This is a genomic window from Aureimonas frigidaquae, assembly GCF_001463905.1.
GTDB classification, from domain to species: Bacteria; Pseudomonadota; Alphaproteobacteria; order Rhizobiales; family Rhizobiaceae; genus Aureimonas; species Aureimonas frigidaquae.
This window is the reverse complement of sequence record NZ_BBWR01000002.1, coordinates 516,528-542,242: the sequence shown is the minus strand read 5'-3', so window position 1 is coordinate 542,242 and position 25,715 is coordinate 516,528. Positions and strand designations below refer to the sequence as shown.

General features: G+C 66.7%; 25 protein-coding genes. 12 read left to right on the top strand and 13 right to left on the bottom strand.

From position 1 onward, the window contains the following. Positions 1-67 precede the first annotated feature (67 nt). A complete protein-coding gene (locus AUL30_RS02505) occupies positions 68-1,450 on the bottom strand; it encodes a BCD family MFS transporter (protein ID WP_062226240.1) in 1,383 nt (460 codons plus the stop codon). 200 nt (positions 1,451-1,650) lie between these two features. Between AUL30_RS02505 and AUL30_RS02500 the strand changes: the two genes are divergently transcribed. From AUL30_RS02500 to pssA, 4 genes are all read left to right on the top strand, one after another. Next, a complete protein-coding gene (locus AUL30_RS02500; protein ID WP_062226239.1) occupies positions 1,651-2,883 on the top strand; it encodes a LysM peptidoglycan-binding domain-containing protein in 1,233 nt (410 codons plus the stop codon). Positions 2,884-3,064: 181 nt separating this feature from the next. Next, positions 3,065-4,894 carry an ABCB family ABC transporter ATP-binding protein/permease gene (locus AUL30_RS02495; protein WP_192843002.1) on the top strand — a complete coding sequence of 610 codons (1,830 nt, stop codon included), beginning with the start codon at positions 3,065-3,067 and terminating at the stop codon, positions 4,892-4,894. A 62-nt stretch (positions 4,895-4,956) separates the two neighbouring features. After that, a complete protein-coding gene (locus AUL30_RS02490; RefSeq protein ID WP_062226237.1) occupies positions 4,957-5,655 on the top strand; it encodes a phosphatidylserine decarboxylase in 699 nt (232 codons plus the stop codon). A 10-nt stretch (positions 5,656-5,665) separates the two neighbouring features. Next, positions 5,666-6,469 carry a CDP-diacylglycerol--serine O-phosphatidyltransferase gene (gene pssA / locus AUL30_RS02485; protein ID WP_062226236.1) on the top strand — a complete coding sequence of 268 codons (804 nt, stop codon included), beginning with the start codon at positions 5,666-5,668 and terminating at the stop codon, positions 6,467-6,469. Positions 6,470-6,482: 13 nt separating this feature from the next. On the opposite strand, the gene AUL30_RS02480 is transcribed toward pssA, so the two are convergent. The 10 genes from AUL30_RS02480 to rpsF all read right to left on the bottom strand — a co-directional run bounded on the left by AUL30_RS02480 (position 6,483) and on the right by rpsF (position 16,333). Further along, complete coding sequence (locus AUL30_RS02480; protein ID WP_062226235.1) at positions 6,483-7,223, bottom strand: SDR family NAD(P)-dependent oxidoreductase; 741 nt, start codon at positions 7,221-7,223, stop codon at positions 6,483-6,485. 29 nt (positions 7,224-7,252) lie between these two features. Then, positions 7,253-8,734, bottom strand: coding sequence for an amidophosphoribosyltransferase (purF, locus tag AUL30_RS02475; RefSeq protein ID WP_062226234.1), 1,482 nt, complete (start codon positions 8,732-8,734; stop codon positions 7,253-7,255). A gap of 249 nt (positions 8,735-8,983) precedes the next feature. Beyond that, positions 8,984-9,598: a CvpA family protein gene (locus tag AUL30_RS02470; RefSeq protein ID WP_062226233.1), complete on the bottom strand. Its 615-nt coding sequence runs from the start codon at positions 9,596-9,598 to the stop codon at positions 8,984-8,986. 63 nt (positions 9,599-9,661) lie between these two features. Further along, entirely contained in the window at positions 9,662-11,053 is a 1,392-nt protein-coding gene (radA, locus tag AUL30_RS02465) for a DNA repair protein RadA (protein ID WP_062226232.1), read from the bottom strand. Positions 11,054-11,058: 5 nt separating this feature from the next. After that, positions 11,059-12,186 carry an alanine racemase gene (alr, locus tag AUL30_RS02460; RefSeq protein WP_062226231.1) on the bottom strand — a complete coding sequence of 376 codons (1,128 nt, stop codon included), beginning with the start codon at positions 12,184-12,186 and terminating at the stop codon, positions 11,059-11,061. A gap of 38 nt (positions 12,187-12,224) precedes the next feature. Further along, the gene (locus AUL30_RS02455) at positions 12,225-13,706 is read right to left on the bottom strand and encodes a replicative DNA helicase (protein WP_062226230.1); all 1,482 of its coding nucleotides are present in this window, start codon (positions 13,704-13,706) and stop codon (positions 12,225-12,227) included. Positions 13,707-13,944: 238 nt separating this feature from the next. Next, positions 13,945-14,535, bottom strand: a complete 591-nt coding sequence (gene rplI / locus AUL30_RS02450; RefSeq protein ID WP_062226229.1) for a 50S ribosomal protein L9 — start codon at positions 14,533-14,535, stop codon at positions 13,945-13,947. A 30-nt stretch (positions 14,536-14,565) separates the two neighbouring features. After that, positions 14,566-15,516: a hypothetical protein gene (locus AUL30_RS02445; RefSeq protein ID WP_062226228.1), complete on the bottom strand. Its 951-nt coding sequence runs from the start codon at positions 15,514-15,516 to the stop codon at positions 14,566-14,568. A gap of 134 nt (positions 15,517-15,650) precedes the next feature. Beyond that, complete coding sequence (rpsR, locus tag AUL30_RS02440) at positions 15,651-15,899, bottom strand: 30S ribosomal protein S18 (RefSeq protein WP_039193423.1); 249 nt, start codon at positions 15,897-15,899, stop codon at positions 15,651-15,653. Then, the gene (rpsF, locus tag AUL30_RS02435; protein WP_062226227.1) at positions 15,899-16,333 is read right to left on the bottom strand and encodes a 30S ribosomal protein S6; all 435 of its coding nucleotides are present in this window, start codon (positions 16,331-16,333) and stop codon (positions 15,899-15,901) included. The genes rpsR and rpsF overlap by 1 nt, the downstream gene beginning before the upstream one ends. 336 nt (positions 16,334-16,669) lie before the next feature. Here rpsF and fabD point away from each other — a divergent pair, with 336 nt between their 5' ends. The 8 genes from fabD (at position 16,670) to AUL30_RS02395 (ending at position 23,834) form a co-directional block, all read left to right on the top strand. Further along, entirely contained in the window at positions 16,670-17,614 is a 945-nt protein-coding gene (gene fabD, locus AUL30_RS02430) for an ACP S-malonyltransferase (protein ID WP_062226226.1), read from the top strand. 2 nt (positions 17,615-17,616) lie between these two features. Then, complete coding sequence (fabG, locus tag AUL30_RS02425) at positions 17,617-18,354, top strand: 3-oxoacyl-[acyl-carrier-protein] reductase (protein WP_062226225.1); 738 nt, start codon at positions 17,617-17,619, stop codon at positions 18,352-18,354. Positions 18,355-18,504: 150 nt separating this feature from the next. Further along, complete coding sequence (locus tag AUL30_RS02420) at positions 18,505-18,741, top strand: acyl carrier protein (protein WP_060601679.1); 237 nt, start codon at positions 18,505-18,507, stop codon at positions 18,739-18,741. 237 nt (positions 18,742-18,978) lie between these two features. After that, on the top strand, positions 18,979-20,241 hold the full coding sequence (gene fabF, locus AUL30_RS02415) for a beta-ketoacyl-ACP synthase II (protein WP_062226224.1): 1,263 nt from the start codon (positions 18,979-18,981) through the stop codon (positions 20,239-20,241). A gap of 207 nt (positions 20,242-20,448) precedes the next feature. Continuing rightward, on the top strand, positions 20,449-21,567 hold the full coding sequence (mltG, locus tag AUL30_RS02410) for an endolytic transglycosylase MltG (protein WP_306302729.1): 1,119 nt from the start codon (positions 20,449-20,451) through the stop codon (positions 21,565-21,567). A 22-nt stretch (positions 21,568-21,589) separates the two neighbouring features. After that, positions 21,590-22,477 carry a YicC/YloC family endoribonuclease gene (locus tag AUL30_RS02405; RefSeq protein WP_306302728.1) on the top strand — a complete coding sequence of 296 codons (888 nt, stop codon included), beginning with the start codon at positions 21,590-21,592 and terminating at the stop codon, positions 22,475-22,477. Then, on the top strand, positions 22,474-23,151 hold the full coding sequence (gmk, locus tag AUL30_RS02400; RefSeq protein WP_062226222.1) for a guanylate kinase: 678 nt from the start codon (positions 22,474-22,476) through the stop codon (positions 23,149-23,151). The genes AUL30_RS02405 and gmk overlap by 4 nt, the downstream gene beginning before the upstream one ends. An 8-nt stretch (positions 23,152-23,159) precedes the next feature. Further along, a complete protein-coding gene (locus tag AUL30_RS02395; RefSeq protein WP_244490678.1) occupies positions 23,160-23,834 on the top strand; it encodes an endonuclease III domain-containing protein in 675 nt (224 codons plus the stop codon). Here the strand turns inward: AUL30_RS02395 and rsmA are convergent. Together rsmA and pdxA are read right to left on the bottom strand one after the other, a co-directional pair. Further along, the gene (gene rsmA, locus AUL30_RS02390; protein WP_062226221.1) at positions 23,820-24,677 is read right to left on the bottom strand and encodes a 16S rRNA (adenine(1518)-N(6)/adenine(1519)-N(6))-dimethyltransferase RsmA; all 858 of its coding nucleotides are present in this window, start codon (positions 24,675-24,677) and stop codon (positions 23,820-23,822) included. The genes AUL30_RS02395 and rsmA overlap by 15 nt on opposite strands. Further along, the gene (gene pdxA / locus AUL30_RS02385) at positions 24,674-25,711 is read right to left on the bottom strand and encodes a 4-hydroxythreonine-4-phosphate dehydrogenase PdxA (protein WP_062226220.1); all 1,038 of its coding nucleotides are present in this window, start codon (positions 25,709-25,711) and stop codon (positions 24,674-24,676) included. Before pdxA ends, rsmA begins: the two co-directional genes overlap by 4 nt. Between the last annotated feature and the right edge of the window lie 4 nt (positions 25,712-25,715).

Genomic DNA, 25,715 nt, shown 5'->3' with positions numbered 1-25,715 from the left:
CTCGCAGATGACGCTGTGCCTGAAGCTTCGCGCCCTGCGCGGAGGGCTACCGTATCTGCGGCCGGGGTCAAGTGGAGCGGCTGTGCGGGGGCTTCACGTTTGTCACGTCCGGTTGCGGCTGCGTGATGGGCGAGCTCCTAAAGGCCGCGGTCGCGCGCGCGGGATCGGTGCGGATCGCCCGGCGGGCCAGGAGGCCGGCGATCACGAACAGCGCTGCCTCGCACAGGAAGACCGTCATATAGCCGATGACGGCCGAGCCGCCGACATAGCCTGCAATATCGACCATCAGCCCCGCGGCCAGCCCGCCGCCGGCGAAGGCCATGGCCTGCGCCGCGCCCCAGACACCCATGCGCAGGCCCTGTCGCCCGTCGCCTTCAGGCCCGGAAGTTCCACCCGCCATGGCCATCATGGCGCCGATCGCCGAAATGGTGAAGGCGCCGAGGCCGAAGCCGAGGACGGCACCGACGCCGAAGATCGGAAAGCGTTGAGCGTCCAGCGGGGCTGCGGCGAGGGCCAGAAGACACGCGGTGGACAGGACACAGCCCAGAATGGCCGTCCAACGCAGAATATCGGGGTAGCGCCGGCCCAGAAGCCCCCCGGCCAGCGCCACCACCAGCATGCCGAGGAAGGTCCCGCCATTCTGCCAGGCAGCCAGGCGGGTCGTCCCTGCGGGCGACAGGCCGAAGGCGATGCCACCGAACGGCTCCAGCACGACATCCTGGCCGCTATAGGCCAGCATCGACAGGAAGACGAAATAGGCAAAGCCGCGCGTCCTGCGCTCCTGCCAGACGCCGGCGAAGGCGCCGCTGAAGCCTCCGGTCCGTGCTTCAGTGGGTTGCGCGGCGGTCCTGCCCTGTCCTTCGAGCCGCCAGAGCGCGAGCGTTGCGGAGACGAGGGCGCACAGGCCCACCGTGCCGGTGACGGCGATGAGCCGCATCATCGAGAAGGGCTCCAGAAAACGCGCGGCGAGCGACGTGGTCAGTGCGAAGCCGGCGATCATCATGGTGAACATGAGTGTCGCCGCCGGTCCGCGGCGCTCCGGCGTCACGATGGCGGCGGCCAGCGTCAGGAGGGCGGTCCCCGAGGCACCGACGCCCGCGCCGATGATCAGAAAGGCGACGAGCGCCAGCGCATAGCCGGGTATCGGGGCCGTGCGCATGATGCCGGTTGCGCAGGCTGCCAGGAGCGCGCCGCAGGCAAGGAGGGCGATACCGCCCAGGATCCAGGGCGTGCGGCGCATGCCGACATCGGATGCGTGGCCGAAGCGGGGGCGCGAGAGCTGCACGGTATAATGGAGCGAGATCAGAAAGCTCGGCAGCGTCGCCGCCAGCCCCAGCTCCACGATCATGACCCGGTTCAGCGTCGAGGTCGTCAGCACGACGATCGCTCCAATGGCGGTCTGCGCCAGGGCCAGCCGGACGATCGTTAGCCAGCCGTGCCGAGAGTCCATTCCGCTGCCTCGCCTTGCGTGCCTGTTCCGTGCTACATATGCGCTATGGGCCCGTTGCACACGGGGGTGCCGACTGCTTGTCGTCTTCCGTCGAAGGACTCATGGTCCCGCATCTTGTTGCCGGGCCAATTGATTTGTTAAAATGCCGCTTGAAGCCGGAAACGGCAGTCGCGGCACGAACGCCCCTCGGCGGAGTTAGCATGAAACGCAAGAGCGGTGTCCTCCTTAGCACGACCGGTGTCGTCGCCCTGACGGGGCTTGCCATCGGATACTGGCACTTCGGCGCCCCTGAAACGGTGGCGACCGAAAGCGTTGCCCTGGCCAGCACCGCGCCGACCGTGCCGGCGGCCCTGCCGGACGCCGCGCCCGCGGCCGATGCGGCGCCGGCCGCACCCGCCGCGGCGACGACGGCCAACAAGACCGCGCCGGACCCGCTCGCGCCGAGCTTCGACGTGATCCGGGTGGAGCCCGATGGCGCAACCCTCATCGCCGGACGCATGGAGCCTGATACGGCCCTGCGCATTCTCGACGGTGAGCGCGTGGTGGCGCAGGGGCGCAGCAATGCGCAGGGCGAGTTTGCGCTGACCCTGCCGCAGAATCTCGCCATCGGCGATCACGAGCTGCGGCTCGTCGCCGGCGAGGGGGATGGTGAGCGCCTGTCCGAACAGCGCGCGGTGATCAGCGTACCGATGCCGGGCCGCGAGTCCGAACTCCTCGTCATGCTCGAAGCGCCGGATGCTCCCTCGCGCCTGATCGCGGCGCCCCGTACCGGGCAAGCGCTTGAGGTTGCGGCGGCGCAGACCCCGGCCGCCGCTGCTGAACCGCCCATGCCCTCACAGGACAAGGCTGCCCGGGTTGCCGCAGCAGCCAATCCCGACGCGCCGGCAATCGGCGCGGTCGAGATCGAGGGCGATCACCTCTTCATCGCCGGTACGGCGAAGGCCGGCCAGAAGGTCCGCCTCTATCTGAACGACGCCTTCGTCGCCGAGACGGCCGTTGGCGACAAGAAGGAATTCCTGGCATCGGCCACGCAGGACGTGCCGGTCGGCCAGCATGTGGTTCGCGCCGATGTGCTGGACAGGGCCGGCAATGTCGTCAGCCGGGCCGAAGTCCCCTTCAGCCGCCCGGACGGCGAGCGTGTCGCCGCGGTCGCGGCCTCTCCGGCCTTGCCGGGCATGTCCGCCGCCGAAAAGCTCGATCCCTCCATCACGCGGGAGGCGGATGGCGCCGACGGCGCGTTGCAGCCGGTGGACGGGCGCGTCATCATCCGCAAGGGCGATACGCTCTGGCGCATCTCGCGCGAGAATTACGGGTCGGGCAGCCGCTACACGGTCATCTACCTTGCCAATGGCGATCAGATCCGCAATCCAGACCTCATCTATCCCGGCCAAATCTTCCGCATGCCCGTGACGAACGAGGCTGCCGGCGGCTGATCCGGCACCACTGGCGCAAGGCCATGCCTGACATTAGGTAAGCGGCTCTACGCCGCGCGCCTTGTGCGCGCACCGCGCCGTATGCTCCCGGAACTCAACTCACGTGACCGATACCACTTCCCGCGCCGTATCCGGCGACAGTGGCGCGACGTTCAGGACGTTGCGCAATCTCTGGCCCTATATGTGGCCGCAGGAGCGCCCGGACCTGCGCGCCCGCGTCCTGTGGGCCAGCTTCTACCTGATCCTGGCCAAGCTCCTGACGGTCGGCGTCCCCTATTTCTACAAATGGGCGACCGACGCGCTGGATGGCGACACGTCAGGCCTTGCCTGGCTGCCGCTGGTCCTGACCGGCGCGGTGACGCTCGTCGTCGCCTATAATGTGGCGCGGATCGTTTCGGTGGCCTTCAACCAGCTGCGCGACGCGCTCTTTGCCAGCGTCGGCCAGTATGCCGTCAGACGGTTGGCCTACAAGACCTTCGTCCACATGCACGCTCTGTCGCTGCGCTTCCATCTGGAGCGCCGCACCGGCGGCTTGTCGCGCATCATCGAGCGCGGCACCAAGGGCATCGAGACGATCGTGCGCTTCACGATCCTCAATTCGGTGCCGACGCTCATCGAGTTCCTGCTCACGGCGGTGATCTTTGGCGTGACCTACGGGATCGCCTATGTCCTCGTCGTCGCGCTGACGGTCATCGCCTATTCCGTCTTCACCATCCGCGCGAGCGACTGGCGCATCCACATTCGCCGCGAAATGAACGACAGCGATACCGAGGCCAACACCAAGGCCATCGACTCGCTCCTGAACTTCGAAACCGTCAAATATTTCGGCAATGAGGCGATGGAGGCCGAGCGCTTCGACCAGTCCATGGCGCGTTACGAGAATGCCGCCACGCGAACATGGACCTCGCTCGGCTGGCTGAACTTCGGCCAGGGCGTCATCTTCTCGATCGGCATGGGCGTCGCCATGGTCATGTCCGCGCGCGAGGTGATGGCGGGGACGCAGAGCCTGGGCGATTTCGTCTTCATCAACGCGCTCCTGATGCAGCTGTCCATCCCGCTCAACTTCATCGGCTTCGTCTACCGCGAAATCCGCCAGGGGCTGACGGATATGGAGCAGATGTTCGACCTCCTGCAGGTCAGCGAGGAAGTGCGCGACACGCCCGGCGCGCCCGCGCTGGCCGTGACGGCCGGCACGATCCGCTTCGAAGATGTGCGCTTTTCTTATGACAGCGGACGGGAAATCCTGAAGGGCATCAGCTTCGAGGTTCCGGCCGGCCGTTCCGTGGCGATCGTCGGGCCGTCCGGCGCGGGCAAGTCCACCATTTCGCGCCTGCTCTTCCGCTTCTACGACGTTTCGTCCGGGCGGATAACGGTGGACGGACAGGATATCGCGGCGGTGCGGCAGGACAGCCTACGCGGCGCCATCGGCATCGTCCCGCAGGATACGGTGCTCTTCAACGATACCATCGCCTACAATATCCGCTACGGCCGCGTCGATGCCACCGACGAAGAGGTTCGTCACGCTGCCGAACTGGCGCAGATCCATAGCTTCATCGAAAGCCTGCCCGACGGTTACCGCACGACGGTCGGCGAGCGTGGGCTCAAGCTGTCCGGCGGCGAAAAGCAGCGTGTCGCGATTGCGCGGACGATCCTGAAGGCCCCGCCCATCCTGGTGCTGGACGAGGCGACATCGGCGCTCGATACCCATACGGAACAGGACATCCAGTCGGCGCTCAGCCTCGTCTCGGCCGAGCGCACCACGCTGACCATCGCGCACCGCCTGTCCACCATCATCGATGCGGACGAAATCCTGGTGCTGCGGGCGGGTCAGATCGTCGAGCGCGGCAGCCACCGCACGCTCCTGGCCGCAAACGGGCTTTATGCGGAAATGTGGGCGATGCAGCGTGAGGCGACCGAGGCCGAGGAAGCGCTCAGGCGTGCCCGGGAAGCCGATCAGCTCGGCGTTATCGAGCGGCGCGCCCCGGCCGATCCGCTTGAACCGCGGCGGTAAGCACTCTACACCCCGGCCAAGCCCTCGCGCTGCCGGACTGTCAGGAAGGACCACGGTATTTCATGGATATGATCCAGTCGATCCGAAACGCTCTCGTGCCGGTGCACCGGGCGGGGTATCCCTTCATCGCGGCCTTCTTCGTGGCCGGGCTGCTGCTCGGCCTCCTGTGGCAGCCGCTCTTCTGGCTTTTCCTGATCCTGACGATCTGGTGCGCCTACTTCTTCCGCGATCCCGAGCGGCTCGTGCCGCAGGCCGATCATCTCGTCATCAGCCCGGCGGACGGCCACGTCTCGCTCGTCGGCCATGTCGTGCCGCCGGCGGAGCTGCAGCTCGGCGACGAGCCGCTGCTGCGCATCTCCATCTTCATGAATGTCTTCGACTGCCACATCAACCGCGCGCCGGTGCGCGGCGGCATCCTGCGGATCAGCTACCGGGAAGGCCAGTTCAAGAATGCCGAGCTCGACAAGGCGAGCGAGGTGAACGAGCGGTCCTCCATGGTCATCAACGGTCCGTTCGGAGAGGTCGGCGTCGTTCAGATCGCCGGCGCGGTCGCGCGGCGCATCGTCAGTTTTGTGCGGGCGGGCGGATCGCTCGAGGCCGGGGAGCGTTACGGCCTGATACGCTTCGGTTCCCGGCTGGACATCTACCTTCCCGACGGCACCGTTCCCCGCGTGGCAGAGGGGCAGCGCGCCATTGCCGGCGAGACGATCATCGCCGAACATGGCGACGGCCTGGCCACCTGGCCGGCACGCCGCGACTGAAGGAGGGCCGATGGAGCCGACCAACACGACATCACGTGACGAGCCGCCGAGCGGCGTGCGCTATTACTCGCGCATTCCGCTGCGGCATATCCTGCCGAACCTCATCACCATCCTGTCGATCTGCGCCGGCATGACGGGGATCCGCTATGCTTTCGAAGGCCGTTTCGAACTGGCCGTGGTGCTGGTTCTGGGCGCGGCATTCCTGGACGGGATCGACGGGCGCATCGCGCGGCTCGTCAACGGGCAGAGCCGGTTCGGCGCCGAGATGGATTCGCTCGCCGACGTCGTGAACTTCGGCGTGGCGCCGGCGCTTCTTCTCTACGCCTATACACTGCACGATGCCGGGGCCATCGGCTGGATCGCGGCTCTGCTCTATGCCAGCGGCTCGGCCCTGCGGCTGGCGCGCTTCAACACCATGCTGGACGAGCCGAACCGCCCGGCCTGGAAAAGCGCCTTCTTCGTCGGCGTGCCGGCTCCGGCCGGCGCGGCGCTGGCGCTGTTTCCCGTCTATGTCGGCTTCAGTGGCGAAGCGACGGGCTTCCCGCAGGTGACGGCCATGTTCTCCGCCGTCTACCTCGTCGTCGTCGGACTGCTCATGGCCAGCCGCATCCCGACCTATTCCGGCAAGACGGTCAGCATTCCCATACGGCGCGACTTCGTCGTGCCCGTCGTGCTGGTGGTCGTCCTCTATATCGGGCTGCTGCTCAGCTACTTCTGGGAAACGCTGACGCTGTCCGTCGTCGCCTATTACCTCACCATGCCCTTCGCGATCCGCGCCTTTCGCAAAGCCGATCAGGCCCACCGCCAGAGCTGACGGGGCCGGTGGTTCAGTCGGGCATGTGGTAGGTAAGGAAACGATCCTGCCGCACGTCGAAAAGCCGCCCCGTCTCGGTGAGATCGGGGAAGGCGAGGGGCAGGATCTTTGCCGCAACATCGGCCGGGCGCGGAAGCGTGTCCGGGTTTTCGCCCGGCATGGCCAAAGCCCGCATCGCCGTGCGCGTGGCGCCCGGATTAACCGAGTTGACGCGCAGCGCCAGGTTGCGCGTTTCGTTCGCCCAGGATTTGATCATCGCCTCGCCCGCAGCCTTGGTTGCGGCGTAGAGGCCCCAATAGGCCTTGGTCGAATGGGCGGCACCCGACGACAGGTAGATAGCGCGGCCGGCATCGGACGCGCGCAGCAGAGGGTCCGTCGTGCGGATCAGCCGCCAGGTCGCATCCACGTTGATGCGCATGGTCTTGTCGAAGGTCTTGGCCTCGATATGGCCGAGCGGCGCCAGCACGCCGAGCGCGCCGGCATTCAACACCAGGACGTCGAGCTTGCCCCAGCGCTCGTGGATCGCTCCGCCCAGCCGGTCGATGCCCGGCATGTCCATCAGATCGAGCGGAACCAGCGTAGCGGAGCCGCCTGCGGACTGGATCTCGTCGTCCAGTTCCTCGAGCCCGCCGACGGTGCGTGCCACGGCGATGATATGGGCGCCTTCCGCAGCCAGAGCCTTCGCCAAGAAATAGCCGATGCCGCGCGATGCGCCGGTGACCAGCGCAACGCGCCCTTGCAACCTACCCGTCATGCCAGTCCTTCGTCCCCCCTCGGCCGGCTTCAGCCGTGGTTCGCCATGACGGCGAGCCGATGCACGTTGTTGACCGGGGCTTCCCGGTCCAGAAGCCGGGTCGGATAATCGCCCGTGAAATAGTGGTCGGTGAATTGCGGTGCTTTGTCATTGCGGCTCTCTCCGCCGACCGCATGGTAGAGCCCGTCCAGCGACAGGAAAGCCAGGCTGTCGGCGCCGATGAAGCGGCACATGGCATCCAGCGACGAATATTGATTGGCCAGGAGCTTGTCGGCATCGGGCGTGTCGATGCCGTAGAAGTCCGGATAGAAGATCATCGGGCTGGCGACGCGGATATGCACTTCCGTTGCCCCGGCATCCCGGATCATCTGCACGATCTTCACCGATGTCGTGCCGCGCACGATGGAATCGTCGACGAGCACGACGCGCTTGCCCTCGATCATGGCGCGGTTGGCCGAGTGTTTGAGCTTCACGCCGAAGGCGCGGATCTGCTGCGTCGGCTCGATGAAGGTGCGGCCGACATAGTGGTTGCGGATGATGCCGAGCTCGAAGGGAATACCCGATTCCTGCGCAAAGCCGATTGCCGCGGGCGTGCCGCCATCGGGCACCGGAACGACGACATCCGCCTCGACCGGGGCTTCCTGCGCCAGATGCCGGCCCATGGCCTTGCGGGCCACATAGACGTTGCGGCCGCCGACGACCGAGTCCGGCCGCGCGAAATAGACATATTCGAAGAGGCAGAGGCGTTCGGGCTGCGGCTTCTCGGCTTTGCGGCTGTCCACCGTGATGGAGCCGTCCGGCTGGATCTCGCAGATGATGACTTCGCCGTTTTCCACGTCGCGGATATACTTCGCGCCGATGATATCCAGCGCGCAGGTTTCCGAACAGAAGATGGGCTTGCCGTCGAGCTCGCCCATCACCAGCGGGCGGATGCCGATCGGGTCGCGCGCCGCGATCAGCTTGGTGCGCGTCAGCGCCACCATGGAGTAGCCGCCCTCCACCTGGCGGATCGCATCGATGAAGCGATCCGACGAGTGGGTCTGCCGCGACCGGGCGATCAGGTGCAGCACCACCTCGGTATCGGAGGTCGACTGGCAGATGGCGCCATCGGCGATGAGCTGGCGCCGTAGCGTCAGCCCGTTGGTGAAGTTGCCATTATGGGCGATCGCGATGCCACCGACCTCCAGCTCGGCAAAGAGCGGCTGGACGTTGCGAAGCGCCGTCTCCCCGGTGGTCGAATAGCGGACATGGCCGATCGCCATGGCGCCGGGCAGGCGGGCCAGCACGGCCGGGTCGGTATAATGATCGCCGACCAGGCCCATCCGACGCTCGGAATGGAACTGCTGCCCGTCGAAGCAGACGAGGCCGGCCGCCTCCTGGCCGCGATGCTGCAGCGCATGCAGGCCCAGGGCGGTCAGCGTTGCGGCATCGGGATGGCCCAGAATGCCGAAGACGCCGCACTCTTCGTGCAGCGTGTCGCCGTCCATGTCGTCGAAAGGAGTCTCGCCCATGTCACTCTCGTTCCTGGCTCGAAGGCCCTTGGAGCGGTCCGCTTGCCGCGGCGGCGAGCCTGCTTATGGCAGGAAACGCCCGGTGCCCGGTCGAACCGACCCCGATGCACCATCACGCGGGTCCCTCGGGCTCATATGGTGGGCCCGCCGCGCATTCGCGACCTGAAAAACGAAACAGGCGCGATAGTGTCGCGCCCATTCATGACTTCCCTCTCCACAAGAGGCTTTTGCCTCAGGCGGGCCGCAACGTCAATTGGCTTGAGGCTGCTGCGCACCGGTGATTGCGTCTTCGACCGATCCCGGCTCGGCCGGTGCTTCCGCCGGTTGCGCGCCGACGGCTTCGGTCTCTACCGCCGGGGGCGGTCCGAGCTGCCGGTTCACATACTGGACGAGCCCGTCCATGCTGCCGACGAGGTCCGCACCCAGATCGTCCAGGAAGGGCTTGGAGCGCGCATCGGCGATCTGCGGGTGCTGCTGGTCGGGGTTGAGCCAGTTCAGGAAGACGACCGCCACCACCATCAGGAGGACGCCGCGCGCCGCGCCGAACAGGAAGCCGAGGATACGGTCGACCGCGCCGACCCGGCTGTCGATGATGAAGTCGGCGATGTGCATGGTGATCAGCGAGACGACGATCAGCACCACAAGGAAGATCGCCAGCGCGGTGACCGCCATGGCGAGCGTGTGATTGTCGATATACTGGGCGGTGAAGGGCGTGAGCTGAGGGAAGAAATACCAAGCCGCCGCGGCGGCCACGACCCAGCTGACGATGGACAGCACCTCGCGCGAGAAGCCGCGCACCATGGCCAGGATCGCCGAAATAAGGGTGATGACGACGAGGGCGACGTCGAGCAGGGTGATGGTCATGCCGTTCCTTGGACTTGGCGCTCAGTTCCGTAGCCAGTCTTACACTCGCGGATGGTGCGAAAATCAAGCATTGCTTTTGTCCTGACCGCTGGCGATCCGCGCCACGAGATCGGCGAGCGCTGAGACTTCCGTGATCGAGACACTGCCGCCGCGCGGCGCGTCCGTGCCCGAATGCGGCAGTACGGCGCGCCGGAAGCCAAGCTTCTCGGCCTCCTTGAGCCGCAGATTGGCATGGGCCACGGGCCGCACCGCCCCGGACAGGCTGACCTCTCCGAAATAGACGCAGTCCGCCGGCAGGGCCGATTGCGCAAGGGAGGATACGAGTGCCGCCGCCACGGCCACGTCCGCTGCCGGCTCGTTGATGCGGTAGCCGCCCGCCACGTTCAAATAGACGTCATGCTGCGCCAGCCGCACACCGCAATGGGCCTCCAGCACCGCCAGCACCATGGCAAGGCGCGGCTGGTCCCAGCCAAGGACGGAGCGGCGCGGCGTGCCGAGCGGCGAGGGCGCGACAAGCGCCTGGATTTCGACCAACACGGGGCGCGTGCCTTCGATAGCGGCAAAAACGGCGGCGCCCGGCGCCTTTTCGTTCCGCTCGCCCAGGAAGAGTTCGGAAGGGTTGGGAACCTCGCGCAGGCCGCCATCGCCCATTTCGAAGACGCCGATCTCGTCCGTCGGGCCGAAGCGGTTCTTGACGGTGCGCAGGATGCGGAAATGGTGGCCGCCTTCACCCTCGAAGTACAGAACGCCGTCCACCATGTGCTCGACCACACGCGGCCCGGCAATCTGCCCCTCCTTGGTGACATGACCGACAAGGATGACTGCGGTACCGGTCGACTTGGCATAGCGGATCAGCGCCTGCGCCGCCGAGCGGACCTGCGTCACCGTACCAGGGGCGGAATCGGCAAGGTCGGTCCAGATGGTCTGGATGGAGTCGATGATGACAAGGTCCGGCTTGCCGTTGGCCGACAGGGTGGCGAGGATATCCTCGATATTGGTTTCGGCCATCAGCTGCACGCTTGTATCGGCGGCCTTCAGCCGCTGCGCCCGCAGGCGTACCTGCGCGACGGCTTCCTCGCCCGAAACATAGACGATGCTGTGCCCCCGCCGCGCCAGCGACGCGGCCGCCTGCATGAGCAGGGTGGACTTGCCGATGCCGGGATCGCCGCCGACGAGCAGCGCGGAGCCGCGCACGAAGCCGCCGCCGGTGACGCGGTCCAACTCGTCGATGCCCGACACGATGCGCGGGGCTTCCTCGGTTTCGCCCGACAGGGGGAACAGGGCCGAAGCGCGGCCCTTGCGCCGCCCGGCCGTGGCCGGACCGCCGCCGATGCCGCCGCTCTGGCTTTCCTCGACGATGGTGTTCCATTCGCCGCAGGCATCGCATTTGCCCTGCCAGCGATTATAGACCGCGCCGCAATTCTGGCAGATGAAGTTGACCTTCGCCTTGGCCATGGGGCTCAGATCCAGATCCGCGCGACGCGCGTGCCGATGGCGGTCAGGAGCTCGTAGGCGATGGTGCCCGCCCGCTGCGCGACCTCGTCGATCGGCACGTTCGGGCCGTAAAACTCCACTTCGGTTCCCGGCCGAACCGCATCCACGGGGAGCTGCGTCACGTCCACCATGCTCATATCCATGGACAGGCGGCCGATCAGCGGGGCGGAACTGCCCGCCAGGAAGACGCGCGGCACGGGCGCGCCGTCCGTGCGCGCGGGTTCGTTGGCGCTGCGCGGATAGCCGTCGGCATAGCCAAGGCCCACCGTCGCGATCCGGGCGGCGCGCTTCAGCTTCACCGTCCCGCCATAGCCGACATGTTCGCCGCGCTTTACATCCGCCACCTGCAGGACATGGCCGACGAGGCGCGGCACCGCCCGCAATGCGCCGCTCGGATCGAGCTCCGTCGCGCCGCCATACAGGCCGATGCCCGGCCGGGTCAGGTCGAAATGGAAGGCCGGGTCACGGAAGATCGCCGCCGTATTGGCAAGCGACCGCGCCACATAGGGAAAGCGGTTCGCGCGCTTGCGAAACTCGCCCAGCTGTTCCTCAGGCAGGCTGGATGCCGGCTCGTCGGCGCTGGCCAGATGGCTCATGACAAGGGCCAGATCCAGCGTGCCGCTGGCCGACAGCTCGGCTGCGCGCCGGGACTGCACATCGTTCAGGCCGAGCCGGTGCATGCCGGTTTCCAGTTGCAGGCCGGCGACGCCTGGCAGGTCGCGCGCACCCTCGGCCACGGCCCACAGATCGACGTCTTCCGGCGTGGACAGGATCGGGATGAGGAAATACTCGCGGCACAGGCGGGCAGCCTCGGTGTCGAGGCCCTGCAGCACGAAGATGCGGCAGTTCTTGCCCGGCATGGCCTCGCGGATCGCGGCGCCTTCCTCGGCCCAGGCTACGAAGAAGTCCCGGCAGCCCGCGGCAAACAGCGCCTTGGCGGCGATGACGCCGCCGAGCCCGTAGCCATCGGCCTTGACGGCCGCGCCGGTGCGGGCGTCCGGCGCCTGCATGGCCAGCGAACGCCAGTTGGATTTCAGGGCCCAGGAATCGATCTCGACGAAGGGACGGCGCCCACGAAAGCTTGCTTGCGACATGATCTGCTCGTTACAGGCGAAATTGGGCGCGGTCGCGCTCAGAACCGTTCCGGAAGATGCGATTCTTCCGCAAGGTCCGTGAAGCGCGTGAACTCCGCCTGGAAGGCCAGGGGGATGGTGCCGGTCGGGCCGTGGCGCTGCTTGGCGATGATGACTTCAGCCTTGCCGCGTGATTCGTTCATCTGCTGCTGCCACTTCAGATGCTCTTCCGTGCCGGCCTTCGGCTCCTTGTTCTGCAGGTAGTACTCATCGCGATACACGAAGAGCACGACGTCGGCGTCCTGCTCGATGGAGCCCGATTCGCGAAGGTCGGAGAGCTGCGGGCGTTTGTCCTCGCGCGATTCGACCTGGCGCGACAGCTGCGACAGGGCGATGATCGGCACCGAAAGCTCTTTGGCCAGGGCCTTCAACCCGGTGGTGATCTCGGTGATTTCCTGCACGCGGTTGTCGGACTTCTTGGACGATCCCTGCATCAGCTGGACATAGTCGATCACCATCACGTCCAGGCCGCGCTGGCGCTTCAGCCTGCGCGCACGGGCCGAAAGCTGCGCGATCGAGATGCCGCCCGTCTGGTCGATATAGAGCGGGGCGCGCTGCATCATCTCGGTACAGGCGACCAGCTTGGCATATTCGGCATCGGTGATGTTGCCGCGCCGGATCTTGGAGGAGGACACCTCGCTCTGCTCGGAAATGATACGCGTTGCCAGCTGCTCGGCCGACATTTCCAGCGAGAAGAAGGCGACGACGCCGCCATTCTTGGCTTTGAAGCTGCCATCCGCCTGTTCGGCCGGCTCGTAGGCGGAGGCAATGTTGAAGGCGATGTTGGTGGCCAGCGAGGTTTTTCCCATGGCCGGACGCCCGGCCAGGATGATCAGATCGGAAGGCTGCAACCCGCCCATGCGCCGGTCCATCTCCCGGATGCCGGAGGAGATGCCCGACAGGCCGCCATCGCGGTCCTTGGCCGCGCCGGCCATCTCGATGGCCAGTGCCATGGCATCGGAAAAGGCCTGGAACCCGCCGTCATAGCGCCCGGTTTCGGCAAGCTCGAAAAGCTTGCGCTCGGACTCCTCGATCTGCTTCTTGGGCTCGAGGTCCAGCGGCGCATCGAAGGCATCGTTGACCATTTCCTCGCCGATGCGGATGAGGCTGCGCCGCAGCGCCAGGTCATAGATGCCCCGGCCGTAATCGGCCGCGTTGATGATGGTCGTGGCTTCGGCCGCCAGCCTGGCCAGGTACTGGGCGATGGTGATGTCGCCGACCCGGTCGTTCGCGGCCATGAAGGTCTTGATCGTGACAGGATTGGCGATCTTGCCCATCCGGATCATTTCCGATGCCTTGCCGAAAATCTCGCGGTGCAGCGGCTCGTGGAAGTGTTCGGGCTTCAGGAAGTCATGGACGATGTAATAGGCGTCGTTGTTGACGAGAATGGCGCCCAGCAGCGCCTGCTCCGCCTCGATGTTGGAGGGCGCCTCGCGGTAGGCGGGGCCGTTCTCGTCGATCTTGCGCGCCGCATCGGCCATGCGCCAAGCCCTTTCCTGATCCGAGCCGTCGAAAATGGTACCCTAGCGGGTCAGCGAGGCCGACACGATGGCCGCAACATGCCCATGGCACGATCCTCACCATCGAAATACATGGGTTTTCTCCACCTGTGTGGAAAAAATGAGGAAGGCCCGGCACACGCAAGGCCGGCCCCGTCGGGACCGGCCTTGCGCATGTGGATAAGCTGTGGATCGCCCGCAACGGGGCGATCGGCGCGCATCAGGCGCGGGCGTCGTCGGACTCGGTTTCGGCCTCGTCCTCTTCGCCCTCGGCGTCTTCGTCCGCCAGGTCTTCGTCCTCGTCACGGCCGTAGATGGCGTCGGCCGAGGTCAGCGTCTCGCCGCGGGCCTGGCGCTCTGCCTCGTCCTGCGAGCGGGCGATGTTCAGCTCGATGCGCGATTCGACTTCCGGATGCAGGACGATGGCCACCGTGTGGAGGCCGATGGCCTTGATCGGCAGGTTCAGCTCGACCGCGTTGCGGTTGATGGCATAGCCCTCGGCACGCACCAGTTCGGCGATGTCGCGCGCCGAGACGGAGCCGTAGAGCTGGCCGGTCTCGCCGGCCGAGCGGACGATGACGAAGCGCTTGCCGTTGAGCTGCTCGGCGATCGACTGGGCTTCGCTCTTGCGCTCTTCGTTACGGGCGACGAGCTGAGCCTTCTGCGCTTCGAAGCGGGCGCGGTTGGCGTCGTTGGCACGCAGGGCGCGGCCCGTCGGCAGAAGGTAGTTGCGGGCATAGCCGTCGCGCACGCGGACGGTATCGCCGAGCTGGCCAAGGCGCGCGATGCGCTCGAGGAGGATGACTTCCATGATCGGATCCTTTCAGTCTTGTTCCGAAAATCAGGATGGTTTTCCCTCTGGCGCCGTCCCGGACCGGGCGACATCGACCGCCCCCAGAATCAGGAAGGCGAAGAGGGGAATGGAGAGAAGCAGGATCGCCGCATAGGCGCTGAAGAGAAGCAGCCCGCGCGCCGCCATGCCCCGCGTGCGCCGATGCATCGCGGCCAGGCCGACAAGCGTGAACGCCATGCCGAAGGCCCCCGCCACCACCGCGCCGAGAAGGCCGACGAGACCGTCCAGGAAGGAAAAGGCCAGGGCGCCGGCAAAGATCGGCAGGGCAATGCGGGGCAGCCCCGCGGCGGAGGGGATATCGTCCCGCGGGCGCGGAAGCTTGCCGCTGGCCCGCGTCAGCGCCGCGGCCAGGTAGAGAAGGCCGGCCAGCATGGCAACGAGCAGCGCCGGCTGCACGAAGGGCACGAGCCGGACCACCAGCGCGCCGAGTTCCTGGAGCTGGGCCTCGCTGTCCGGGCCGAGCGCGGCTTGCGAGCCGAGCGCTTCGGCCAGCACCGGGCCGAACTCCTGCGGGTTGAAGCCGATGATCCAGCCGAGAATCACGCAGGCGGCGATGGCCGCGCCGACGATCGCCATCAGGATGCGTGAGAGCGGATACCAGTCCAGCGCCGGGCGCGCGTCATTGGCCGGGGCGGGAATATCGGAGCGCAGGCGCGACAGGCCCGCCAGATGGCCGATCCAGGCGGCGGGGATGCCCATGGCGACCAGCAGCGGGATGCTGACCATGAGCGAGCCGGTGGCCGCGCTGACGGCGGTCGCCGCCACGGCGACGGAGACGAATCCGGCGACGCTGCCCCAGCCGAGGCTTGCGATGAAGATGGGGAGGGGGGTCAACAAGGGCAGCAGCAATCCGCCTGCCGCCTGGCCAATCAGGCCTGCGAACAGGAGCGCGCTGGCAAGGCCGGCGGCAATGGAAACGAGGATTGCGGATTTCTGCATAGGGTGTCGCTGTCCTGCTTGTCGCAGTTAGGGGCATGGCCCCAACTCGGCATGGAAGTTTGCGGTCACGCGCCTTGCCGAAGGGTGCGCAAAACGCGGCGGCGGACCCGTCCGGGCCCGCCGCCGACGCATGATTACTTCAGGACGTAGGGCAGGAGGCCCAGGAAGCGCGCGCGCTTGATCGCACGGGCCAGCTCACGCTGGTTCTTCTGCGAGACGGCGGTGATGCGCGAAGGGACGATCTTGCCGCGCTCGGAAATGTAGCGCTGCAGAAGACGGACGTCCTTGTAGTCGATCTTCGGCGAATCACTCGCCGCGAACGGGTCCGACTTGCGGCGCCGATGGAACGGGCGACGGGTCGGGAGCTGTGCGATATCGACCATCAGACGGCCTCCTCATTGCGCTCGCGACGGCCACGGCCGCCACGATCTCCACCGCGGTCGCCACGGTCACCACGGTCGCCGCCTTCGCGGTCGCCGCGGCGCGGACGGTCGTCACGCTTCTGCATCATGGCCGAAGGCGCGTCTTCGTGCTCTTCGACGCGGATGGTGATGTAGCGCAGGATATCTTCGTTAAACCGCATCTGACGCTCCATCTCTTCCACCGCGGCGGAAGGGGCGTCGATGTTGACCAGCGTGTAATAGGCCTTGCGGTTCTTCTTGATGCGGTACGAGAGGGTCTTCAGACCCCAGTTCTCGACCTTGCCGACCTTGCCGCCATTGGCTTCCAGCACGCCGCGATACTGATCGACGAGGGCGTCGACCTGCTGGCTGCTGATGTCCTGGCGGGCAAGGAAAACGTGCTCGTAGAGCGCCATGTTCTTGCCTTTCCGTGTTGTCTTTCGTTCTATGCCCGGGCTTCGGCGGCTAAGCCTCTGCGACTCCCCCTGAAAGCGGCCAGGCAGGCCGAACATGGAAAGGCGCGTCTAGCGAGACGGTCGAGAGCGGGGACACGGGAAGCAGGGCGTTGGCCCCGACGGCATGTTATGCCGCCCTTCCGTTCAGCCCCCGGCCAAAATCCGGGCATTGACGGCGCGTCCCTTACGCCAATTTTCATGCCTTCGCAAGGCTCGGCGGCCATGGAAGGTTGACATGCCGGGCTGCATTCCTTGAATGACCGGCCGTAACGAGGCGCTTTTCGAAGAAGGATCCGCATGACGTTCGCATTGGTATTTCCGGGGCAGGGCAGCCAGGCCGTTGGCATGGGCCGTGACCTTTACGACACCGTGCCGGCGAGCCGCGCGGTGTTCGATGCGGTGGACGACGCGCTGGGAGAGAAGCTGAGCACGCTGATCTTCGAAGGGCCGGAGGACGCGCTGACCCTGACGGCCAATGCCCAGCCCGCGCTGATGGCGGTGTCGCTGGCGGCGCTCCGCGCCATGGAAGCCCGTGGCTTCGATGTCGCCAGCGCGGCCTATGTGGCCGGCCATTCGCTGGGGGAATATTCGGCGCTGGCGGCGGCAGGCTCGCTCGATATCGGTGAGACGGCACGTCTCCTGCGCATCCGCGGGGAAGCCATGCAGGCCGCGGTCCCGCCCGGGGCCGGCGCCATGGCCGCCATCATCGGCCTGGAGCACGACGATGTCGCGGCCCTGTGCGTGGAAGCGGCAGAGGGCGGCAGCGTGCAGATCGCCAACGACAATGGCGGCGGCCAGCTCGTCGTTTCGGGCGACAAGGCGGCGGTCGAGCGGGCCATGGCCCTGGCCAGCGCGCGGGGCGCCAAGCGGGCCATCGCCCTGCAGGTTTCGGCGCCGTTCCACAGCGCCCTGATGCATCCGGCCGCCGACCGCATGGCCGAAGCATTGATCGCGGTGGATATCCGCACGCCGAAGGTTCCGCTGATCGCCAATGTGCTGGCGGCGCCCGTTTCCGACCCCGAGCGCATCCGCGCGCAGCTCGTCGAACAGGTGACCGGCCAGGTGCGCTGGCGCGAGAGCATGACCTTCCTTGCCGAGGACGGCGTCGACATGCTGTTTGAAGTGGGGGCCGGTAAGGTGCTATCGGGGCTGGCGCGCCGCATCGACAAGCGGCTTTCCGCGCAATCGGTCGGCACGTCGGCCGATGTGGAAGCAGCCATGACGAAGCTTCAGGGGGAATGAGAATGTTCGATCTGTCGGGGCGCAAGGCGCTGGTCACCGGCGCCAGCGGCGGAATCGGCGAAGCCATCGCCCGCGTGCTCCACGCGGCGGGCGCGACGGTCGGCCTGCATGGCACCCGGCGCGAGAAGCTGGAGGCCCTGGCGGCCGAGCTCGGCGAGCGGGCGCTCGTCTTCCCGGCGGATCTCGGCTCGCGCGCCGACCAGACGGCCCTGGCCGAAGCGGCCGATCAGGAGCTCGGCGGCGTCGACATCCTGGTCAACAACGCCGGCATCACCAAGGACGGGCTCTTCGTGCGCATGTCCGACGAGGACTGGGACCGCGTGATCGAGGTCGACCTGACGGCCACCTTCCGGCTCACGCGTGGGCTGACCCATCAGATGATGCGCCGCCGCTACGGGCGGATCATCAACATCACCTCGATCGTCGGCGTGACGGGCAATCCCGGGCAGGCCAATTACTGCGCGGCCAAGGCCGGCATGATCGGCTTCTCCAAATCGCTTGCGCAGGAAATCGCCTCGCGCAATGTCACGGTCAACTGCATCGCGCCCGGCTTCATCGAAAGCGCCATGACGGGCAAGCTCAACGACAAGCAGAAGGACCAGATCATGTCCGCGATTCCCATGAAGCGCATGGGTGCCCCGGACGAGATCGCGGCTGCGGCGCTGTTCCTGGCGTCGCAGGAGGCCGGTTATGTTACCGGCCAGACAATTCATGTGAATGGCGGCATGGCCATGATCTGATAGGAATGTCGGGCCGCAATGCGGCCCGATATTGCGTTGTTTTTTGGTTCGGAGCCGCCAAACGCCAGCTCTCCGCAGCCTGACCGCTTGATTAACCGTCCGGCGGCGTCTAACGAAAACGGCGAAACCCATCTCATTAGAGGATTTAATATGAGCGATACCGCTGAACGGGTGAAGAAGATCGTCGTCGAACATCTCGGTGTCGAGCAGGAGAAGGTGACGGAGAACGCCAGCTTCATCGACGATCTCGGCGCCGACAGCCTGGACACGGTCGAACTCGTCATGGCCTTCGAGGAAGAGTTCGGCGTGGAAATCCCGGACGATGCCGCCGAGACGATTCTGACCGTCGGCGACGCCGTGAAGTTCATCGAGAAGAACCAGAGCTAAGGCTCGACCCGACCGGACCGGCCGCCGCGCGGCCATGAGGCCGTGCGACATGTCGCGGCGGCCCACGGGTTCGGTTCCCAGAACCAGTTCGGCGGGCATGGCGCCCTCAAGCGCCGCCCGCCGAAAGGGCAAACCCTCTTATGAGGCGGTCGATGCCCGCACCCGCGGCGCCCCGCCGTCCGGGCCGACGGAGCGGGTCACACGCCCGATCCCAAGGTTCGCATCGAAGGAATCAGCATGAGGCGAGTCGTCATAACCGGCCTTGGCATGGTGTCGCCGCTGGCCAATGGGGTGGAGCATAGCTGGAGCCGTCTTCTGGCCGGCCAGAGCGGCGCCCAGCGGGTCACCGATTTCGACGTCGACGATCTCGCCTGCCAGATCGCCTGCCAGATCCCCAAGGGCGATGGCACCGACGGCACCTTCAATGCCGACTCCGTCATGGAGCCGAAAGAGCAGCGCAAGGTTGACCCCTTCATCATCTACGCCGTCGGCGCCGCCGACGAGGCCCTGGCCGATGCCGGCTGGGCGCCCGAGACGGACGAGGATCAGACCCGCACCGGCGTTCTGATCGGCTCCGGCATCGGCGGTCTCGAAGGCATCGTGGAGGCCGGCTACACGCTGCGCGACCGTGGTCCGCGCCGCCTGTCACCTTTTTTCATCCCGGGCCGGCTGATCAACCTGGCATCGGGTCATGTTTCGATCCGCCATCATTTGCGCGGCCCGAACCACTCGGTCGTGACCGCCTGCTCGACGGGCGCCCATGCGATCGGCGACGCCGCGCGGCTGATCGCGCTGGACGATGCCGACGTGATGGTGGCCGGCGGCACGGAATCGCCCGTCTGCCGGATCGCCCTGGCCGGCTTTGCCGCCTGCAAGGCATTGTCCACGGGCCGCAACGACGATCCGACCCGCGCTTCGCGCCCCTATGATGCCGATCGCGATGGCTTCGTGATGGGCGAGGGTGCCGGCATCGTGGTGCTCGAGGAACTGGAGCATGCGCGCCGTCGAGGCGCGAAGATCTACGCGGAAGTGGTGGGCTACGGCCTGTCGGGCGATGCCTACCACATCACCGCGCCGTCCGAGCATGGCGAAGGCGCCGAGCGCTGCATGCGCGCGGCGCTCAAGCGCGCCGGGCTGGATCCGTCCGATATCGACTATGTGAACGCCCATGGCACATCGACCATGGCCGACACGATCGAACTCGGCGCCGTCGAGCGCTTGCTCGGGGCTGGCGCGTCGCGCGTGTCGATGTCGTCCACCAAGTCGTCCATCGGCCATCTGCTCGGGGCTGCGGGTGCGGTGGAGGCGATCTTCTCGACGCTGGCCATCCGCGACAATGTCGCCCCGCCGACGCTCAACCTGGACACGCCGGCCGTCGAAACGAAAATCGATCTCGTCCCCCATGTGAAGCGGGAGCGCCAGATCGATGTCGCCCTGTCCAATTCCTTCGGGTTCGGCGGCACCAACGCCTCGCTGGTGCTGAAGCGGCTGGTCGATTAGGCGCAGATCCGCAGGCTGGGATCGGGATCACGCTGGCCAGCGCGCCGATCCTCCTGCCTTTCGCCATATTGGGCGGGTACACCGTCGCTTGCGCGTCGCGTAGCGGATTGCCTCGCCGGTTCGATACCGCGCCGTCCGTCGCGGGCGGCAAGGCCGAGCCGCATGCTTCGCCTGTAACGAAACTGCAGACCTGAGGGCCAGCAACCCGTGAGCGATGTGACCAAGGGCACGATGACGCCAACGCAGTCCGAGGGGCCGAAGCGCGGGCGCAGGACGCCATCCCGCCGTTCCCGGGGCGCCGTGGTCGTCTTCCTGAACTTCTTCTTTAGCCTTCTCGTCATCGCCGTCCTGGGCGGCGCCGCCGCGTTCTACTGGGGCAAGTTCCAGTTCGAGCGCCGTGGTCCGCTCACGCAGGAAGCCACCTTCATGGTGTCGCGCGGCGGCGGGCTGTCCTCCATCGCGGACGGGCTCGAAGCGGCCGGTATCGTCTCCAATGCGCTGATCTTCCAGGCCGGCGTGCGCATGTCCGGCGCCGCCGGGCAGTTGAAGGCCGGCGAATACGCCTTCGCGCCCGGAACCTCGATGCAGGGCGTGATGGAGAAGCTCGAAAGCGGGCGTTCCATCATGCATTCCGTCACGATCCCCGAAGGCTGGACCGTTGCGCAGATCTATGCCCGGCTGGAAGGCGATGAAACGCTGGTCGGGAACCTGCCGCCCATGCCCGCCGAAGGAACACTCCTGCCGGAGACATACACCTTCACGCGTGGAACCAGCCGCGGCGAGATCGTTTCGCAGATGGCCGCCGCGCAAGCGCGGCTCGTGGACGAGATCTGGGCAGGACGGACCGAGGGGCTGCCGGTGGAAACGAAGGACGAGTTCGTCACGCTCGCATCCATCGTCGAACGCGAAACCGGGGTGGATGCCGAACGGCCGCATGTCGCGTCGGTCTTCGTCAACCGCCTGCGCCAGGGCATGCGGCTGCAGTCGGACCCGACCTTTATCTACGGAATTTGGGGCGGCGCCGGAAAGCCTTCGGGCGAGCCGCTGCGGCGCTCCCACATTCAGAGCAACACGCCGTACAACACCTATGTGATCAACGGCCTGCCGCCCGGTCCGATCGCCAATCCCGGGCGCGCCGCGCTGGAGGCGGTCGCCCATCCGCTTGATACGGACGATCTCTACTTTGTCGCCGATGGCACGGGCGGGCACGCCTTCGCACCGAGCCTGGCCGAGCACAACCGCAACGTGGCGCGCTACCGCGAGGTCATGCGGCAGCAGGGCGCGGCGGATGCCGCCGCCGCGGAGGACGCCGATCTCGTCGAGTAGCACATCGAGGAAAGGCGGCCCCGTGAAGCCCGTTTGCAGCATGACGGGCTTCGCCCGCCAGGACGCAACCTTTGGCGACTGGCGCATCGTGTGGGAGCTCAGGTCCGTCAACGGCAAGGGACTCGATCTGCGCTGGCGGCTGCCGCCCGGCTTCGAGCCCGTGGAGGCCGAAGCGCGCCGCCGGGCGGCATCGCGCCTGTCACGTGGGAATGTGCAGATCACCCTCCAGATCCAGCGCGATGGCGGGACGATCGGCCGTGCCATCAACCGGGACGTCCTGTCGGCCTATGTCGCACAGGCTCGCCTTCTGGTTTCCGAAGGACATGCCGCGCCGCCGACGGCCGACGGGCTCCTTGGCCTCAAGGGCGTATTGGATGCCGGAGAGGCCGACACGCCTGTCTGCGACGCGCCAATGGCGCAGGTGGCGCTCGATGCCTTCGACGCAAGCCTGGAAGCGTTGATCGCAATGCGCGCGCAGGAGGGGGCCGCCACCGCGCAGGTGCTGCGCCAGCGGCTCGACGAGATCGCCGCGCTGACAGGTGAGGCGGAGGAAGATCCGTCCCGCAGCGCAGAATCGATCCGCGCGCGTCTGACCGAGCAGGTGCAACTTCTGCTTGGCACTGGCCTTCATCTCGACGAAGGTCGCCTTGCGCAGGAAGCGGCCTTGCTTGCGACCCGGGCCGATATCCGCGAAGAGATCGATCGGCTCCGCGCGCATATCGAAGCCGGGCGCAGCCTCTTGGCCGAGGGTGGGCCCATTGGACGCAGGCTCGATTTTCTCTCACAGGAATTTAACCGGGAATCGAATACACTCTGCGCCAAATCGAATGCCACGTCGCTGACGGCCATCGGCCTGCAGCTGAAGGTGGTGGTGGACCAATTCAGGGAACAGGTTCAAAATATCGAATGAGGCCGCTGATCGATACCGAATCTCCACTGCCCATCGCGCGGCGTGGTTTGATGCTCGTCATCTCTTCGCCATCTGGCGCGGGGAAGTCGACCATCGCGCGCAACCTTCTGGAGCAGGACTCCCGTTTCTCCCTGTCGGTCAGCGTCACGACGCGCAAGCGCCGCGCCAGCGAGATCGATGGCGTGCACTACCATTTCATCAGCCGCGAGGAATTCACGCGGTTGCAGACAGGCGATGCGCTTCTGGAATGGGCCGAGGTTCACGGCAATTTCTATGGCACCCCGCGCGAGGCCGCCGAAAAGGCGATGCGCGAGGGCCGCGACATGCTCTTCGACATCGACTGGCAGGGAGCCCGCCAGTTGCAGGAGCAGGCCAAGACCGACATCGTCTCCATCTTCATTCTTCCGCCCTCCATGGCCGAGCTGCGCGCGCGGCTCAACAGGCGGGCCGAAGATTCGGCCGAGACGATCCAGATGCGGCTGCGCAATGCGAAGGTCGAAATCGAGCGGTGGCGCGATTACGAATATGTGGTCATCAACGACGATCTCGACCGCGCCTTCGGCGCAGTCCTGTCCATCGTCAATGCGGAGCGCCTGCGGCGTGACCGCCGGCCCGGCCTCTTCGACTTCACGGCGACCCTCCTGGAGGAAGCCGACAAGCTGATGGAGGCCTGACGCCCCCTGTGACGCGCGCGCCGCCGCTCCGTCTGACCAAGGCCGAGGTGGAGGCCGTCTTCCGCCTGCTGGCGGAGCACATGCCGGGGCGCACGCCCGATGCGAAAGGCCCCAAGGGCCAGCCGGACCGGTTCCGCACCCTGGTCGCCTGCGTCCTGTCCGCCCAGAGCCGGGATGCCAACACGGCCCTTGCCGCAGAGGCGCTGTTTGCCTGCGCCAATACACCCGAAACCTTGCTGGCGCTGGACGAAGCGCAAATTGCCGAGGCGATCCGGCCATGCGGCCTGTACAATGCCAAGGCGCGCAACCTGAAGCGCCTTGTCGCAGCACTGATCGAACGTCATGGCGGACAGGTCCCGGCGGACCGGGCGGCGCTGATGCTACTGCCCGGCATCGGCCGCAAGTGCGCCGACATCGTTCTGTCCTTCTGCTTCGATCGCCCCGTCATCGCCGTGGACACGCATGTCTTCCGCGTCTGCAACCGGCTTGGCCTGACGCACCAGACGACGGCGGACCGCACCGCCGAAGAGCTGGAAGAGCGGGCGCCTGAATGGGCGCTGCGCGACGGCCATTTCTGGCTGATCCAGTTCGGCAAGTCCGTCTGCCTGGCGCGCCGTCCGCTTTGCGAAAGCTGCTTCCTGAACCGCTATTGCCTGGCCGTGCGCCGCTCAGCCTTCCTTTGAATTCGCCGTCCTGCGCTGGTCCACCAGATTGGCGAGGGTCACGAATTCGGCAACGGACAGCGTCTCGGCGCGCCGCTGCGGATCGATCCCCGCGGCCTGGAGCAGCGCTTCGCCGCCCAGCGCCTTGAGGCTTTGCCGCAGCATCTTGCGCCTTTGCCCGAAGGCGTTCGCCGTGACAACCTCAAGCGTGGCGAGTGATGCCTGCGCCGGGGCGGGCCGGGGGATCAATCGAACGACGGAGGAGGTGACCTTGGGCGGCGGCGTGAAGGCCTGCGGCGGCACGTCGAAAAGGATCTCGGCCTCCGTGCGCCAGCCGCACAGGACGCCCAGGCGTCCGTAATGGTCGTCGCCCGCACGGGCGACGATGCGGTGGGCAACCTCGCGCTGGAACATCAGGGTGAGCGAGTCCCATTGCGGTGGCCAGAGCGCTGTGGTCACGAGGTTCAGGAGGATCTGGGTTCCGACATTGTAGGGAAGGTTCGCCACCAGCTTGAAGCGCCCGCTGGCCTGCTGCGCAATATCGATGGCAAGCGCATCGCCGGACAGGATGTCAAGGCGCCCTGGATAGGCGTCTGCGATTTCCTGCAGGGCCGGCAGGCAGCGCGTGTCCTTCTCGATGGCAATGACGCGTCGGGCGCCTTCGGCCAAAAGGGCGCGTGTGAGGCCACCCGGTCCCGGGCCGATCTCCACCACGGTCGTCTCGTCGAGCGGCGCAGCCTGCCGCGCGATCTTGGCGGTCAGGTTCAGATCGAGCAGGAAGTTCTGTCCGAGCGCCTTCCTGGGCTCCAGGTCATGCGCGGCAAGCACCTCGCGCAGCGGCGGCAGCATGTCGATCTGGGTCATGCGTCCTGTCTGTTGCCGGCGCGGATGCGGGCCATGCGGGCCGCCAGGTTGAGCGCGGCGATAAAGCTCGATGCGCGGGCCTTGCCCGTTCCTGCAAGGGCGGCGGCTGTGCCGTGATCAGGCGAGGTGCGGATGATCGGCAGGCCGAGCGTCACGTTGACGGCCTCGTCGAAGCCGAGGGTCTTGACCGGGATCAGCGCCTGGTCGTGATACATGCAGAGCGCCACGTCGTAGCGGCTGCGGGCCTCGGCATGGAACATGGTGTCGGCGGGCATGGGGCCGATGACGTCGAGCCCTTCGCCGAGCAGGCGCTCGACAGCCGGCTGGACGATCCGGAGGTCTTCCGTACCCATGGCGCCCTGTTCCCCGGCATGGGGGTTCAGGCCGGACACGGCAAGCCGCGGATGATCGAGCCCGAAATCCATCTTCAGATGATGCGCGACAATGCGCGCCGTCTGCACGATCGCTTCCTCCGTCAGCTGAGCGGGAACATCGGCCAGGGGGATATGGATGGTGACGGGAACCGTGGATAGCTCGGGCCCGGTCAGGAGCATGACGGGCAGATAGGCGCGGCGATGCCGCGTCTCGCACAGGGCGGCCAGGAACTCGGTATGTCCCGGATGCCGGAAGCCGGCATCGTAGAGCGCCTTCTTTTCGATGGGGGCCGTGACGAGCGCACCGGCCCGCCCGTCCAGCACTTCGGCCGTGGCCCGCTCGATGGATTCGATGGTGCCGGCCGCATTGTCGGCATGCGTTTCGCCCGGCGTGTCCATATGGGCAGCTGCAAGGGGAAGCACGGGCAGCGCTTCGTCGAAGACGGACACAGCATCGGCCGCCTGGTCGATCCGCGCAACGGAAGCAGGCAGGCCGAGCCGTTCGGCGCGGCTGGCCAGCATGTCGGCATCGGCCACCACGAAGAAGGGCGGCAGGCCGAAGAGACGCCGGTTGTGATGGCAGGCGAGGATCAGGTCCGGGCCGACCCCGGATGGCTCGCCGACCGATACGGCAAGCGGAAGGGGAGCCGGCTGCGGCATGGCG

What these genes read in the sequence shown, in the direction of transcription:
- AUL30_RS02500 (WP_062226239.1), top strand. Translation starts at nt 1,651, where the DNA reads ATGAAACGCAAGAGCGGTGTCCTCCTTAGCACGACCGGTGTCGTCGCC.
- alr (WP_062226231.1), bottom strand. Translation starts at nt 12,186, where the DNA reads ATGTCGCAAGCAAGCTTTCGTGGGCGCCGTCCCTTCGTCGAGATCGAT.
- AUL30_RS02495 (WP_192843002.1), top strand. Translation starts at nt 3,065, where the DNA reads ATGTGGCCGCAGGAGCGCCCGGACCTGCGCGCCCGCGTCCTGTGGGCC.
- AUL30_RS02490 (WP_062226237.1), top strand. Translation starts at nt 4,957, where the DNA reads ATGGATATGATCCAGTCGATCCGAAACGCTCTCGTGCCGGTGCACCGG.
- pssA (WP_062226236.1), top strand. Translation starts at nt 5,666, where the DNA reads ATGGAGCCGACCAACACGACATCACGTGACGAGCCGCCGAGCGGCGTG.
- rplI (WP_062226229.1), bottom strand. Translation starts at nt 14,535, where the DNA reads ATGGAAGTCATCCTCCTCGAGCGCATCGCGCGCCTTGGCCAGCTCGGC.
- pdxA (WP_062226220.1), bottom strand. Translation starts at nt 25,711, where the DNA reads ATGCCGCAGCCGGCTCCCCTTCCGCTTGCCGTATCGGTCGGCGAGCCA.
- AUL30_RS02505 (WP_062226240.1), bottom strand. Translation starts at nt 1,450, where the DNA reads ATGGACTCTCGGCACGGCTGGCTAACGATCGTCCGGCTGGCCCTGGCG.
- rpsF (WP_062226227.1), bottom strand. Translation starts at nt 16,333, where the DNA reads ATGGCGCTCTACGAGCACGTTTTCCTTGCCCGCCAGGACATCAGCAGC.
- radA (WP_062226232.1), bottom strand. Translation starts at nt 11,053, where the DNA reads ATGGCCAAGGCGAAGGTCAACTTCATCTGCCAGAATTGCGGCGCGGTC.
- AUL30_RS02480 (WP_062226235.1), bottom strand. Translation starts at nt 7,223, where the DNA reads ATGACGGGTAGGTTGCAAGGGCGCGTTGCGCTGGTCACCGGCGCATCG.
- AUL30_RS02445 (WP_062226228.1), bottom strand. Translation starts at nt 15,516, where the DNA reads ATGCAGAAATCCGCAATCCTCGTTTCCATTGCCGCCGGCCTTGCCAGC.
- AUL30_RS02470 (WP_062226233.1), bottom strand. Translation starts at nt 9,598, where the DNA reads ATGACCATCACCCTGCTCGACGTCGCCCTCGTCGTCATCACCCTTATT.
- purF (WP_062226234.1), bottom strand. Translation starts at nt 8,734, where the DNA reads ATGGGCGAGACTCCTTTCGACGACATGGACGGCGACACGCTGCACGAA.
- rpsR (WP_039193423.1), bottom strand. Translation starts at nt 15,899, where the DNA reads ATGGTCGATATCGCACAGCTCCCGACCCGTCGCCCGTTCCATCGGCGC.
- rsmA (WP_062226221.1), bottom strand. Translation starts at nt 24,677, where the DNA reads ATGACCCAGATCGACATGCTGCCGCCGCTGCGCGAGGTGCTTGCCGCG.
- gmk (WP_062226222.1), top strand. Translation starts at nt 22,474, where the DNA reads ATGAGGCCGCTGATCGATACCGAATCTCCACTGCCCATCGCGCGGCGT.
- AUL30_RS02455 (WP_062226230.1), bottom strand. Translation starts at nt 13,706, where the DNA reads ATGGCCGATGCGGCGCGCAAGATCGACGAGAACGGCCCCGCCTACCGC.
- fabG (WP_062226225.1), top strand. Translation starts at nt 17,617, where the DNA reads ATGTTCGATCTGTCGGGGCGCAAGGCGCTGGTCACCGGCGCCAGCGGC.
- fabF (WP_062226224.1), top strand. Translation starts at nt 18,979, where the DNA reads ATGAGGCGAGTCGTCATAACCGGCCTTGGCATGGTGTCGCCGCTGGCC.
- AUL30_RS02420 (WP_060601679.1), top strand. Translation starts at nt 18,505, where the DNA reads ATGAGCGATACCGCTGAACGGGTGAAGAAGATCGTCGTCGAACATCTC.
- fabD (WP_062226226.1), top strand. Translation starts at nt 16,670, where the DNA reads ATGACGTTCGCATTGGTATTTCCGGGGCAGGGCAGCCAGGCCGTTGGC.